Genomic DNA, 13,375 nt, shown 5'->3' on the forward strand with positions numbered 1-13,375 from the left:
GCGGCTTACTTCGGGACGGCCACGCAGGGGGAAAGACCGCGGCAGCTGCCCGCGGCTTCGGCGCGCGAAGCGAACGGGCCGACCAGAACCTTGGTGAGATTGCCTGTCTTCACGAAGCTGACCTGACGCCCCGGGAAGCGGCCGCTGACCTGGCTCCACAGCTTGCGGGCATTGTTCGGGTCGCCGAACGCGCCGAGCTGAAGCCGCCAGCCGCCTTCGCGGATCGGCGTTGCGGACGCGACTTCGGTTGCAGGAGGCGTGGGCTTCGGCGCAGCCGGAGTCGGACGCGGCGCGGGGGTGTTGCGCGGCGGGCGGGTGCCGGTCGCCGGGGCGGGGCGGGTGCCCGGCGGGATGTTGCTGGCATAATCGGTGATCGGCTGCGGACGGTTGGCCGCTTCCTCATATTGCCGGGCGAGGGTCAGGCCCTGCTGGCGTTCCGACAGCGAGATATAGCGGTCCATCTGCGCCAGCGCGGTCGATGCCTGGGGCAGGCCGGACTGCGACGCGCGCACGGTCAGGGCGTAGGCGCGAACCCAGTCACGCTCCACGCCGTCGCCATTGAAATACATCGTGCCCAGCACGAACTGCGCCCGGGCCTCGCCGCGGGTCGCGGAGCGCTGGAGCCATTCGACCGCCTGGGTGCGTTTGCCGTTCTGGAACAGCATCAGGCCGTAATTGTCCTGCGCTTGCGGATGGCCCTGCATCGCGGCCTTGCGATACCATTCCTCGGCCTGATTGAGGTCGGTGGTGACGCCGCGGCCCAATTTGTACGCCTGGCCCATGTTGAACTGCGCGTCGGGATTGCCCTTCAGCGCTTCCGGGCGCCACAGGGCGACGGCGGTCTTGTAGTCGCCGCGCTGGTCCCAGGCTTCGACACCCGCCTTGACCGGGTCTTCAGGTGCGTTCTGCGCCAGTGCCGGCGACATCAGCAGCACGGTCCCAGCCGCAGCAGCCAACCAAACGGACTTGATCAAAGCCTTACTCCCACGCCCCCGCGATGAATGGATAAATGCCAGTTAACCATCGAGTGTGAAAGAAATCCTTACGTCCGCCGGAAGGGGCCTGAGTCCCGGTGCGGAACGCGTTAACCTCTTCTTGAGACCCCGCATGGCAATTCGGAGGCCGGATTACCGGGAGTTGAGGGGTTCAATGCGCGTTCTGGCGATGGCATCGCAGAAAGGCGGGTCTGGAAAGACTACGCTCAGCGGGCACCTTGCGGTGCAGGCGCAGCGCGCGGGCTGCGGCCCGGTCGTGCTGATCGATATCGATCCGCAAGGTTCGCTGTCCGACTGGTGGAACGAACGCGACACCGAATTCCCCGCCTTTGCGCAGACCACGGTCGCGCGGCTTGCGGCCGATCTCGAGGTGCTGCGCCAGCAGGGCTTCCGCACGGCCGTGATCGATACGCCGCCCGCCATCACGATGGCGATCCAGAGCGTGATCCAGGTCGCCGAACTGATCGTCATCCCGACGCGTCCTTCGCCCCATGACCTTCGCGCCGTGGGCGCCACGGTCGACCTGTGCGAGCGCGCGGGCAAGCCGCTGATCTTCGTCGTCAACGCCGCGACTCCCAAGGCCCGGATCACGTCCGAAGCCGCAGTCGCGCTGTCGCAGCATGGCACCGTCGCGCCGGTGACGATCCATCACCGTACCGATTTCGCGTCGTCGATGATCGACGGCCGTACGGTCATGGAGACCGATCCCAACGGCAAGTCGGCGGCGGAAGTGACCGCCTTGTGGGGCTATATCTCCGACCGGCTCGAGAAGAATTTCCGTCGCACCGTGTTCTCGGCTCCGGCGGCGCAGGTCAGCCAGTTCGGCGGCATGGCGCGTCCGGCAGGGGGTGGCTTCGGCCGCCGCGTGGTGAGCTGATGAGCATGTTCGGCACGCCGAAGCCCACCGCTTCGCTTTCTTCCGGCCTGCTCGCGCGCAAGGGCCATGCCCGCCCGGCGATGCGTCCGCAGGGTTTCGTCTCGCATCTGCCGCCTTCGGCCGAGGATCTCGGCTGGAACGACATGGGCGACGATTTCCATCCCGCGCCGCAGCCGGTCCATCAGGTCCATCAGGTCCAGCCTGTCCAGCCGGTCGTTCCCGCGCCGCAGCCCGTCGCCGTTCCGGTGCCCGAGGTGGTTCGCCAGCGCGAGGCGCTGGAGGAACAGCTTGCGCCCGAGCCCGCGCCGTTCGTCGCGCTCGACCCGGTGCCCGCGCCGAAGCCCGTCGCGCAGCCGAGCGTTGCCCGGGTGGTGCGCGAGGCCAAGGCCGCGCCGCGCGCCAAGGCAGAGAAATCCAAGGCGGCGTTCACGCTCCGCCTCGACAATGACCGCCATCTGCGCCTGCGCCTGGCGTCAGCGGTCACCAATCGATCGGCGCAGCAACTGGTGACCGAGGCGCTCGACGCCTTTCTCGAATCGCTGACCGAGGTCGACGCGCTGGCGAACCAGCTCGACGCCCGGAAAAGCCGCTGAGGATCAAGGACATGAAGACCCGTACCCTGCTCTCGATCGGTATTTCGGCCCTGGTGGTCACCGGCGGAATGGTCGGCATCGGCGTTCCCGGCATGATCGCCACCGCGGCGGGCACCGAGAATCCCAAGCGCGCGGCTTCCGAGGCAGCCAATGCCCGCAAGGCGATCGCGAAGCGCGATGCGGCCAAGGCGATCAAGTTCGCCGAGGCGGCCGTCGCTTATGCGCCGCAGAGCGCCGAATATCGCGCGCTGCTGGGCCAGTCCTATCTGCTCGCCGGCCGCTTCGCTTCTGCGCGGACCGCGCTGGGCGACTCGCTGACGCTCGATCCTTCGGATGGTCGCGTCGCGCTGAACTATGCGCTGTCGCAGATCGCGCAGGGTGACTGGGCCGGGGCCCGCGGCACGCTGGACAAATATGAGGGCACGATCGCGGCGAGCGATCGCGGCCTCGCCTATGCGCTGGCCGGCGATCCGGTGAAGGCGGTCGACGTACTCGTCCCCGCCGTCCGCGCCGCCGACGCCACCGCCAAGACTCGCCAGAATTATGCGCTGAGCCTTGCGCTCGCCGGGCGCTGGCAGGAAGCCAAGACGATTGCCGCGATGGACGTGCCCGCCGACCAACTCGACGCGCGCATCATGCAGTGGGCCAGCTTCTCGCGCCCGACCAATGCCTATGACCAGGTCGCATCGCTGCTCGGCGTGCGCGCGGTCGAGGATCAGGGCCAGCCCACCGCGCTGGCGCTGGTCATGCCCGGCAATATCGGCGTCGCCGCCGTTGCGCCCAAGCCCGCCGATCCGGTCGACGCCTATATGCCCGGCGTGCCGGAGAATGCGCCGCAGGTGGTGGCCGAGGTCGAAGCCGATCCCTATGCCGCGCCGGTCGAAGCCGCTCCCGCGGCCGTCCAGGTCGCCGGCACCGGCCCGCAGGTCGTGTTCGGCCCACGTGCCGAAGTCGTGCAGGCCGTTCCCGCCGCCGCGCCGCGCCGCGCCGCCACGCCGGCGCCGGTTCGCGCCGCGCCGACCCGTCTGGCCGCTGCACCCGCCGTTCAGCGCGTCAGCTACGCCAAGGGCGGCTGGGTGGTCCAGCTGGGCGCCTTCGACAATGCCGCAGTCGCCCGTGACGCATGGAAGCGCACCACGGCGCGCGTGCCCGCATTGGCCAGCCAGACCCCCAAGGGTGCCTCGATCTCCAGCCGCGGTTCGAGCTTCTACCGCCTGTCGGTGGGCGGCTTCGCCCGCGCCGACGCGGACTCGCTGTGCCGCACCGTACGTTCGACCGGCGGTACCTGTTTCGTCCGCGCGCAATCGGGCGGCGATCAGGTTGCGAGCTGGGTGAACCCGCGCCGCAATGTGCAGATGGCGTCGCGCTGATCGCCAGATTTCACACGAACCTCACACTGTCCGGGGGTTTTCGCCGGAGTGTAATCTGACAGGGCGGCCACGATCCCCACAGGGTTCGTGGCCGTTTCATTTCAGCGAGCGAAATCCAACATTGCAAGGGGTTAGTCTGGAAGGTGGTCGCCTCGTCGGGAGGTGAAGCCGAGCTTGTAGCTATGCGATGCCGTCGTCCCGATTTTGCCATCAAGGAGTGAAGTCCACGCCTCAGCGAAGGCCAGCAGCCCCTCCCGCGGGATGCAATCAATCCAGTCGGTATCGAATCCTGCCAGATTGAACGCATCGACGTGAATGAAATCGGGTGCTTTGATCAGCTTTGTGCGGAGTTTCGCAGTCGCTGACCGTATCGCATCGGCAGCTTCCGGCTGAGCCATGAACCGGTCGAGCTGATTGTACACCACACCGCCCAGCGACATCATTCCGGCGGTGAGCCACGAATTGCGAAGCTCAACGACCGGTGATGCCGGTGGCTCCCGACTGGCGTCGATGTTTAGCGCAACGAGCCAGATCCAGAGTTCGTGGATGCTATCCACGGCCCAAAAGCCGTGCTGTCCATCGACGGTGACGAAGCTGCTTCCCATACCTCTTAGCCGCCGATCTCGGTCCCGCCCTTCCAGACCTTCACCACCTTGCCCTGAACCGGCAGGCCGTCGAACGGCGTGTTGCCGGCGCGGGCGCGCATCGCTTCGCCGTTGATCTGCCATGAGGCGTTGGGATCGATCAGGATGAAGTCGGCGGGCTTGCCGGGGGCCAGTTGGCCGGCATCGATGCCGAGGATGCGGGCGGGGTTCTTCGCCAGCAGGTCGAACAGGCGATCGAGCGTGATCGTCTCGTTCTGCACCAAAGTCATGCCCAGCGCGAACAGCGTCTCCGCGCCCGACATGCCGGCTTCGGAATCGGCGAAGGGGAGGCGCTTTTCCTCCGGGCCGCGCGGATCGTGACCCGAGGACAGGACGTCGATCGTGCCATCGGCCAGCGCGGCGAGGGCGGCCTGACGGTCGCTTTCGGCGCGCAGCGGGGGCGAAAGGTGCGCGTAGGTGCGGAAATCCGACACGTCGATATCCGACAGCAACAGATGCGCCGGAGTGATGCCGCAGGTGACGGCGATGCGGCGCGCCTTGGCCCGGCGGACCAGATCGAAACCCGCCGCGGTGGTCACCTGACGGAAGTGGAGCCGCGCGCCGGTGTCTTCGGCAAGGATCAGGTCGCGGGCGATGGCGAGCGCTTCGGCGCTGGCGGGCGCGGCGGCGAGACCGAGGCGCATCGCGGTTTCGCCTTCGGTCGCTACGGCATTGGCGGTCAGGCCGCCATCTTCGGCATGGGCGATGACGGTAAGGCCGCAATCGCGGGCATAGGCCAGCACCTTGCGCATCACGCCCGAGTCCGGGATCCAGCGGCGGCCGGTCGAAACCGCTTTGGCGCCGGCGGCGGCGTTGATCGCCATTTCGGCGAGGTCTTTCCCTTCCAGCGCACGCGTGGCGGCGGCTAGGGGGTGGACCCACAGATCGGGCTTGCCCATCAGCGCGGCGCGGCGGACGATGCCGGGATCGTCGAGGATCGGCGACTGATCGGGCATCAGTCCGACGCGGGTGATCCCGCCTGCGCGGCAGGCTGCGGGATCGACCGCGAACACGCCCAGATCGATAATGCCCGGCGCGATCATCCCGCCATTGCGAGCGAACTGCGCGCAATCGATGGTCTGCGCGCCCGGCGCTTCAGCGACGATCGTATCGCCATCGATCGCGAGCGACGTGCCGCCACCGAGGATTTGCGTGTTGGCGAAGATGGTCGCGGTCATGCCCAGCCCTCCACGCCGCGCTCATGGCGCGTCAGCACGTCAAGGCAGGCCATGCGGACCGCCACACCCATCTCGACCTGTTCGGTGATCGCCGAGCGTTCGGGGTGATCGGCGACCGAGGAGGTGATCTCGACGCCACGGTTCATCGGGCCCGGGTGCATGACCAGCGCATCGGGCTTCGCGCGTTCGAGGCGTTCGGGGGTGAGGCCGTAGAGCATGTGATATTCGCGAGTGGAGGGGATGTAAGCCCCGTTCATCCGCTCGTTCTGGAGGCGAAGCATCATCACCACGTCCGCGCCCTCCAGCGCTTCGTCGAAATTCGTATAAGGCGTGACGCCCATCCGCTCGATCGCGGCGGGCATCAGCGTGGTCGGGCCGACGACGCGGACTTCGGCGGCGAGGGCGGTGAGTGAAAGCATGTTCGATCGGGCGACGCGGCTGTGCAGGATGTCGCCGCAGATCACCACGCGCTGACCGGCGATGCTGCCCCGGCGGCGGCGGATGGTGAGGGCGTCGAGCAGCGCCTGCGTGGGATGCTCGTGCCAGCCGTCTCCGGCGTTGAGCACGGGGCAATCGACCTTGTCGGCGATGAGTTGGACCGCGCCCGAGCTGCCGTGGCGGATGACGATCACGTCGGCGCGCATCGCGTTGAGCGTGACGGCGGTGTCGATCAGGGTCTCGCCCTTCTTCACGCTGGACTGGGCGGCGTGCATGTTGACCACGTCGGCACCGAGCCGCTTTCCCGCGATCTCGAACGAGAGGAGCGTGCGGGTGCTGTTCTCGAAAAAGGCGTTGATTTGGGTGAGACCGGCGAGGCGCTTGTCGGGGCGTGCCCGGTCGCGGTTGGCATCGACCCATTGCTCGGCTTCGTCGAGCAGGAACAGGATCTGATGGGGCTCGAGTCCCGCAATGCCGGTGAGGTGCCGGTGCGGGAAAACGGCGCTGCCCGGAAGCTGGGCAGCGGGGCGATGATCGGAGGCTGACATTAAAGGTGTCGGGTAGCGGGGCGGGGGCGGGGTGGCAAGCGGCAGCTATGGTATTCCCGCCAACGCACCTGTCCCGCATCTCCGGTAACGGAAGAAAGAAGCGGGAGCCCCGCGTTCTCGGGGATGACGGGAATAAGGTCGATTAGACCAAAACCAGTCCGTCGATCGCGCCTTGCAGGATGTGGGCGGCAGCCATGTTGTCGATCATTTCGGCGCGGCGGGCGCGGCTGAAATCCTGTTCGATCAGGGTGCGTTCGACCGCGACGGTGGACCAGCGCTCGTCCTGCATGAAGATCGGCAGGCCCATATCGTCCATGTTGCGGGCGAAGGCGCGGGTGGACTGGGTGCGGGGACTGTCGGTGCCGTCCAGGTTGAGCGGCAGGCCGATGACGAGGCCCTTTACCTGCTGTTGCGCGATCAGTTCGGTCAGCGCGGCCTTGTCCTTGGTGAACTTGCTGCGGCGGATCAGCAGGGCGGGGGAGGCGAAGCTCCACTCCGCGTCGCACAGGGCGGTGCCGATCGTTTTCGTGCCCACGTCGAGGCCGAGCAGGCGGCCGCCATTGGGCAGGGCTTCGCGATAGGTGAGGCGATCGGTGGTGATCATGGATGCTTCTTACCGTTCGCCCCGAGCTTGTCGAAGGGCAGTTCTTCTTTTCCGGCGGCTGTTCCGGCGGCGTCGAAGAAAGGACGGTGCTTCGACAAGCTCAGCACGAACGGATTTGGGGTTATCCTCGATACGCCGCCACGCGGCGCTCGGCGTCCTTGCGGATGTTGGCCCAGAACAGGCTGTAGTCGTACACATGGTAGTTCTGGCCGGAGAGGACATAGGGTCCCATTTTCGGCAGGTTCGCGCCGATCAGCAGGAAACCGCGGCCGTCGCAGCGGGCGGGAACCAGACCAGCTTCGAGCCGGGCGTTGCTGAGATCCTTGTTGGGGATCAGCGTGCCGAGATTTGCGGTGAACGACGCGGTGTCGTTCGGCTTGCCGGTGATCGGATTGGTGCAGACCAGCGGCGTGCCCGCACGCGACTGGCCGGTGAAACCCTTGGTCGTATCGAAGATGTCGGTGACCTGCGCGGTGTTGGTCGGATCGTCGAACGCCGCGGCGGGTTCGCCGAAGCTCTGCCACGACAGGATGCAGCCGGCCTGATCGGGACCGGTGCAGGCGGGCAGGCCCATTTTGGGCAGATCGGCGGTGATCGAGACCGGCCAGCCGACGACATAGGCTGCGACGATGCGCTTCGCGAGCGGGGTGCCAGCCACGCGATCGACCAGCAGGCGCGACAAATGGAGCGCACCCTGGCTATGCCCGGCGAGGATGATCGGGCGATCGCCGGCTTCCTTGAGGAACTGATCGAACGAAGCGAGGACGTCGCCATAAGCGAAGTCGAGCGCCTTTTGCGCCTCGGCCTTGTCGGTCAGGAAGGCGCCGAAGGTCGCCTGACGGTAACGCGGCGCCCAGATCGCGCCGATGCCGTTGAACGCGCTTGCCTGGCTGCGCAGGAACAGTTCGGCGCGGCCATTGGCTTCGGCATTGTCGAGCGGAGCGTTCCAGCGGGTGCGGTCGAGGAACGAGGTGGGATGAATGAAGAAGACCGCGGCCCTGGGCTCGGTGGTCGGCTTGAAGCCATCCGGGACCCACAAAGCCGGATTGCCGGGCTTGTCCGGCCGGGCCATCCACATCTCGATCCGCGAATAGTCGCCATGCGGCGGCAGCGCCGCGACTTCGACGCTGGGCACCAATGCGGCCCGCATCAGTTGCGGACCCCAGAAGCGATAGGCAAAGGTGGCGGCGAGCGCGAGCACGATCAGGACAGCGACCACATAGAGGAACTTGCGGGCCAAGGAGACCACTCCATTGTGCAATGCGGCATAAGCCGCGAGGCGGCAACCACGTTCCCCTGAGGCAAGCGTGCGAAACATGCAACCGTCGGGGCGGCTGCACCGATCCTGCACGGTAAATTGACTTTACCGATGCGCCGCGATGGCGGAGGCTCTGCGCATGTGGCCAGCACGGGCCGTCTGGAAGGGGAGCCGGGCATGAGCGATTCGCACGAAACGGTGGAAGACTGGGCGGAGCGGCAAGAAGTTCCGGCCGAGCATGAGAACTGGCCGTTGCGGCCCGTGATGCTCGCGCTGCTTGGATTGGCGGCGGGGCTGGGGGTCTATTTCCTCCTTGGCGACGAGCCTTTCTACCGGCGCGAACCGACTTCGCTGACGCTGGCGCTTGCAACCGCGCTGACCGTGACCGCCGGGCTGATCGGTTTCACCATCGAGCGGCGGCTGTGGTGGGCCTCGCTGGTCTTTTCGGCGGCGATGGGCGTGCTGGCAGGCTCTGTCATCTGGTGGAACGGCGGACCGGACCAGTGGAGCGGCGGCGATGGCTGGCGGACGTTCAGCCTGTTCCTGGGGATCGCGATCGCAGCACCGCTGTTTCAGGCGGCGCGCGATGTGGGAAAGCCGCGCTTCCCCTACGCGTCGGTCCACGATCATGCCTGGACCAATGTGGTGCTGTGGGGCGCCGGCTGGGTGTTCGTCGGGATCACCTTCGCATTGTCGTTTCTGCTGGCCGAGTTGTTCCACCTCATCAAGATCGATGTGCTGAAGGATCTGCTGGAAAAGAGCTGGTTCTGGCACGCGCTGATCGGGACGGCGTTCGGCGGCGCGCTGGGCGTGCTGCGCGAGCAGGACAAGGTGGTCCATCTGCTTCAGCGGGTGGTGGCGATCGTGCTTTCGGTGCTGGCGCCGGTGCTCGCGGTCGGGCTGCTGCTGTTCGTCCTCGCACTGCCTTTTACCGGGCTTGGCGCCTTGTGGGACGCGACGAGCGCGACCACGCCGTTGCTGCTGAGCTGCTGCGTCGGGGCGCTGATTCTCGCCAATGCGGTGATCGGCAACGCGCCGTCGGAGGAGCGGACCTTTCCGCTGCTGAAGTACGGCGCGATGGGGCTGGGGCTGGTGATGCTGCCGCTGGCGGTGATCGCCGCGATCGCCACCGGGCTGCGCATCGGACAATATGGCTTCACGCCGGACCGGCTGTGGGCGCTGACCTTCGTGATCGTCGCCAGCGCCTATGGGCTGGCCTATCTCGTCTCGCTGCTGATCGGGCGGCTGCACTGGGCCGAGCGGGCGCGGCCGGCGAACCTGAATCTGGCGTTCGTCCTGTGCGGGCTGGCGCTCGTGCTGGCGACGCCGTTGATCAGCTTCAACGCGATCTCGACGCGCGATCAGGTCGCGCGGCTCGAATCGGGCAGGATCGCGCCGGACAAGTTCGACTGGCGCGCGCTGGCGTTCGAGTTCGGGCAGGCGGGGCGCGATGCGCTGAAGAAGTTGCAGGCATCGGCTAATCCGGCGATCAAGGCGAAGGCCGATCTGGCGGCCAAGGCCGAGAATCGCTGGGATGTCGCCGAGGTGGACAATAGCGAGGTGCGGAGCAGGGAGATTGCGAAGAATGCCCGCATCCTACCCAGCGGCACGACGCTTCCGCCCGCGCTGATCGATGCGATGGCCGGCAACATCAACTGCACCAGCGAAGGCAAGTGCACGGTGTTCCTGATGCCGGGCGGAGCCGAGGCGCTGGTGTTTCAGGACTGGTGCTACGATCGCGCGGCGAAGGGCGGAGAGGAGCTTGCGGTCAATTGCGGCCTCGAGAACCGCTATCGCTTCGTCGACGGCAAGTGGCAGAGCATGAACTACAGCCCCCGGATCGATCGCAAGGACGAAGCCGCGAAGGGTGCGGCAGCGAAGGCCGGCAAGGCCTATCAGGCCGGCCAGATCGAGGTTCGTCCCGTCACCCGGCGGCAGGTGTTCGTCGGCGGCGAGCCGGTGGGCGAGGCTTTCGAGTGATTGACAAGTGATTGGCGAGTGAACGGTGCTTGATGGCATGGGGGCGTGCCTGCTAGGCGCGCTCCCATGTCCGTAGACACTGCAACCGTGAAGAAGGTCGCGAGCCTCGCTCGCATCGCGATCACCGACGCCGATGCCGAGAGGCTGGCGCCGGAGCTCAACAACATCCTCGGCTGGATCGAGCAGCTTGGCGAGGTCGATACCTCCTCCGTGCAGCCGATGACCGCGGTGATCCCCAATACGCTGCGCCTGCGCCAAGACGTGGTGACCGAAGGCGGCCAGCGCGACGCGGTGCTGCAGAACGCGCCGCAGGGCGAACATGGCTTCTTCACCGTGCCGAAGGTGGTCGAATAATGAGCGACGTTACCGATCTGGGCGTCGCCGAACTGCGCGACGGTATCCGTGGCGGCAAATTCTCCGCGCGCGAAGTGGCCGATGCGTTCGTCATCAAGGTGAGCCGGGCGAAGGCGCTCAACGCGTTCATCGTCGAGACCCCCGAGCACGCGCTTGCCGCCGCCCGCGAGGCTGACGAGGCGCTGGCGCGTGGCGACAAGCTGAAGCCGCTGGCGGGCGTGCCGATCGGCATGAAGGACCTGTTCTGCACCAAGGGCGTGCAGACCACCGCCGCCAGCCACATCCTCGAAGGCTTCAAGCCGGTCTATGAATCGACCGTCTCGCAGAAGCTGTGGGATGCCGGCGCGGGGATGCTGGGCAAGCTGAACCTCGATCAGTTCGCGATGGGTTCGTCGAACGAGACCTCGTACTTCGGCAACGTGATCTCGCCGTGGCGCAAGCAGGGCAGCAATGCTTCGCTGGCGCCGGGCGGTTCCTCGGGCGGCAGCTCGTCGGCGGTGGCCGCGCGGCTGTGCCCGGGTGCCACCGGCACCGATACCGGCGGCTCGATCCGCCAGCCCGCCGCGTTCGTCGGCATCAGCGGCATCAAGCCGACCTATGGCCGCTGCTCGCGCTATGGCGTGGTGGCGTTCGCGTCGTCGCTCGATCAGGCGGGCCCGATGGCGCGCGACGTGCGCGATTGCGCGATCCTGCTGGAGAATATGGCAGGCTTCGATCCGAAGGACTCGACGTCGCTGAACCTGCCGGTTCCGAAGTGGGAAGAGCTGTTGTCCGGCGATCTTCGCGGCAAGAAGATCGGCATTCCGAAGGAATACCGCCTCGACGGCACGCCGCCCGAAATCCTCGCGCTGTGGGATCAGGGCATCGAATGGGTGAAGGATGCGGGCGCGGAGATCGTCGAAGTCTCGCTGCCGCACACCAAGTACGCGCTGCCGGCCTATTACATCATCGCGCCGGCAGAGGCTTCGTCGAACCTCGCCCGCTATGACGGCGTGCGGTACGGCCTGCGCGACCTGCCCGAGGGCGCGAACCTGCAGGACATGTACGCCGCGACCCGCGCCGCCGGTTTCGGCGACGAAGTGAAACGCCGTATTCTGATCGGCACCTATGTGCTTTCGGCCGGGTTCTACGACGCCTATTTCACGCAGGCATCGAAGGTCCGGACGCTGATCGCGCAGGATTTCGAGAACGCGTTTACCGTGTGCGACCTGATCCTGACGCCGACCGCGCCGAGCGCGGCGTTCGCGCTGGGCGAGAAGTCGGCCGATCCGCTGGCGATGTACCTCAACGATGTGTTCACGGTGCCCTCGAGCCTCGCGGGCCTTCCTGCGATGTCGGTGCCGGGCGGGCTCGACAAGGACGGGCTGCCGCTCGGCCTGCAGATCATCGGCAAGCCGCTGGACGAGCAGGGCGTGTTGAACGCCGGTCTCGCGATCGAGCAGCGCGCGGGCTTCGCCGCGCGGCCGGATGCGTGGTGGTGAGACAGGCAGATTGCCGGGCGGCTGGCTCGGTTGGTCGTAAACGCTATTGAAATCAGCCAGATCGGTGTGATGCGCAATTGACATAGGGCACCGTCGGGTGACCTTATCCGATTGTGGGGGGATTCCTGACGACGCTCGTCATAGCGCGGAAGTGATCCCATGACCGGATTCGGTACGTCGACACCGGCGTTTCTTCGAGCGACGCGACGCTTGCCGGGTGACTGGCGGTGAATCTCGGGCACTATGCCCGGCGCATCGTTCAGCGCAGCAACGAGATGTTGAATCGCGCCGGGCTCGATCTTTCACGGATCGAGACGCCGGGTTCGCGCGCCGCCGGGCTGGCGTTCCAGTGGCGGCGTGATCCCGCCAATGTGCAGCGTGGCGCGGTGGTCAGAACCATCGAGCAGGGACACGCGGTCCGCTTCTTCGTTGCGGACAATAGCGACCTGATCCAGCGCTATCATTTGCGCGGAAAATTCTACGAGGCGGAGGAACTGGCGCTGCTCGCCCCCTGGTTCCGCGGCGGGTTGTTCGTCGATGTCGGCGCGAATGTCGGAAATCATACCCTGTATGCGACCCTGATCCTGGGAGCGGACCGGGTGATCGCGTTCGAACCCAATCCGCCCGCGCTGGCGGTGCTGGAAACGAATATCATCCTGAACGGACTGGGCGATCGCGTGACCATCCAGCCCGTCGGCCTGTCGGATCGGCCGGGCCGCGCAATGGTGCATCTGCCCTATGCCAATCTGGGCGGCGCAGCGCTCGAGGTCACGGATCGCGGCGAACTGGAGATCGTGACCGGCGACAGTGTGCTCGTCGATGAACCCGTCGCTTTCCTCAAGATCGATACCGAGGGGCTGGAGATGAGCGTGCTCGCGGGACTCGAGCAGACCATCAGGCGGCATCGTCCGGTGATGTTCGTCGAGGTGGAGGATGTGAACATCCCCGCCTTCACGGCGCAATGCGAGCAATGGGGCTACCGCACCGAGACGACCTACAAACGCTATCCGGTGAACACCAATTTCCTCATGGTTCCGCAAGACTGATCGCCTGAC

13 protein-coding genes are annotated in these 13,375 nt (G+C 66.5%); 7 read left to right on the forward strand and 6 right to left on the reverse strand.

Translation table 11 applies throughout. The features are described 5' to 3' along the window. Positions 1-5 precede the first annotated feature (5 nt). On the reverse strand, positions 6-974 hold the full coding sequence (locus tag HHL13_RS01795) for an SPOR domain-containing protein (protein ID WP_240953593.1): 969 nt from the start codon (positions 972-974) through the stop codon (positions 6-8). Positions 975-1,149: 175 nt separating this feature from the next. On the opposite strand from HHL13_RS01795, the gene HHL13_RS01800 reads away from it, so the two are divergent. The 3 genes from HHL13_RS01800 to HHL13_RS01810 are packed head-to-tail and all read left to right on the forward strand — an operon-like array spanning position 1,150 to position 3,835. Continuing rightward, complete coding sequence (locus HHL13_RS01800) at positions 1,150-1,872, forward strand: ParA family protein (protein WP_169554069.1); 723 nt, start codon at positions 1,150-1,152, stop codon at positions 1,870-1,872. After that, a complete protein-coding gene (locus HHL13_RS01805) occupies positions 1,872-2,465 on the forward strand; it encodes a hypothetical protein (protein ID WP_169554070.1) in 594 nt (197 codons plus the stop codon). The genes HHL13_RS01800 and HHL13_RS01805 overlap by 1 nt, the downstream gene beginning before the upstream one ends. Positions 2,466-2,476: 11 nt before the next feature. Beyond that, positions 2,477-3,835, forward strand: a complete 1,359-nt coding sequence (locus tag HHL13_RS01810; protein WP_169554071.1) for an SPOR domain-containing protein — start codon at positions 2,477-2,479, stop codon at positions 3,833-3,835. 131 nt (positions 3,836-3,966) lie between these two features. Here HHL13_RS01810 and HHL13_RS01815 read toward each other — a convergent pair whose 3' ends face one another. The 5 genes from HHL13_RS01815 to HHL13_RS01835 form a co-directional block, all read right to left on the reverse strand. After that, positions 3,967-4,440: a hypothetical protein gene (locus HHL13_RS01815; protein ID WP_169554072.1), complete on the reverse strand. Its 474-nt coding sequence runs from the start codon at positions 4,438-4,440 to the stop codon at positions 3,967-3,969. 5 nt (positions 4,441-4,445) lie between these two features. Next, on the reverse strand, positions 4,446-5,657 hold the full coding sequence (locus HHL13_RS01820) for a dihydroorotase (protein ID WP_169554073.1): 1,212 nt from the start codon (positions 5,655-5,657) through the stop codon (positions 4,446-4,448). After that, positions 5,654-6,643, reverse strand: coding sequence for an aspartate carbamoyltransferase catalytic subunit (locus HHL13_RS01825; protein WP_169554074.1), 990 nt, complete (start codon positions 6,641-6,643; stop codon positions 5,654-5,656). Before HHL13_RS01825 ends, HHL13_RS01820 begins: the two co-directional genes overlap by 4 nt. A gap of 142 nt (positions 6,644-6,785) precedes the next feature. Beyond that, entirely contained in the window at positions 6,786-7,247 is a 462-nt protein-coding gene (gene ruvX / locus HHL13_RS01830) for a Holliday junction resolvase RuvX (RefSeq protein ID WP_169554075.1), read from the reverse strand. Positions 7,248-7,368: 121 nt separating this feature from the next. After that, positions 7,369-8,487 carry a DUF3089 domain-containing protein gene (locus HHL13_RS01835; RefSeq protein WP_169554076.1) on the reverse strand — a complete coding sequence of 373 codons (1,119 nt, stop codon included), beginning with the start codon at positions 8,485-8,487 and terminating at the stop codon, positions 7,369-7,371. A gap of 195 nt (positions 8,488-8,682) precedes the next feature. Between HHL13_RS01835 and HHL13_RS01840 the strand changes: the two genes are divergently transcribed. The 4 genes from HHL13_RS01840 (at position 8,683) to HHL13_RS01855 (ending at position 13,366) form a co-directional block, all read left to right on the forward strand. Continuing rightward, positions 8,683-10,485, forward strand: coding sequence for a DUF4153 domain-containing protein (locus HHL13_RS01840; protein WP_169554077.1), 1,803 nt, complete (start codon positions 8,683-8,685; stop codon positions 10,483-10,485). Between the two features lie 66 nt (positions 10,486-10,551). Next, positions 10,552-10,839: an Asp-tRNA(Asn)/Glu-tRNA(Gln) amidotransferase subunit GatC gene (gatC, locus tag HHL13_RS01845; protein ID WP_169554078.1), complete on the forward strand. Its 288-nt coding sequence runs from the start codon at positions 10,552-10,554 to the stop codon at positions 10,837-10,839. After that, positions 10,839-12,320, forward strand: coding sequence for an Asp-tRNA(Asn)/Glu-tRNA(Gln) amidotransferase subunit GatA (gatA, locus tag HHL13_RS01850; RefSeq protein WP_169554079.1), 1,482 nt, complete (start codon positions 10,839-10,841; stop codon positions 12,318-12,320). Before gatC ends, gatA begins: the two co-directional genes overlap by 1 nt. Before the next feature lie 227 nt (positions 12,321-12,547). After that, positions 12,548-13,366, forward strand: coding sequence for an FkbM family methyltransferase (locus HHL13_RS01855; RefSeq protein WP_169554080.1), 819 nt, complete (start codon positions 12,548-12,550; stop codon positions 13,364-13,366). Positions 13,367-13,375 lie beyond the last annotated feature (9 nt).

The organism is Sphingomonas sp. G-3-2-10 (assembly GCF_012927115.1).
GTDB lineage: Bacteria > Pseudomonadota > Alphaproteobacteria > Sphingomonadales > Sphingomonadaceae > Sphingomonas.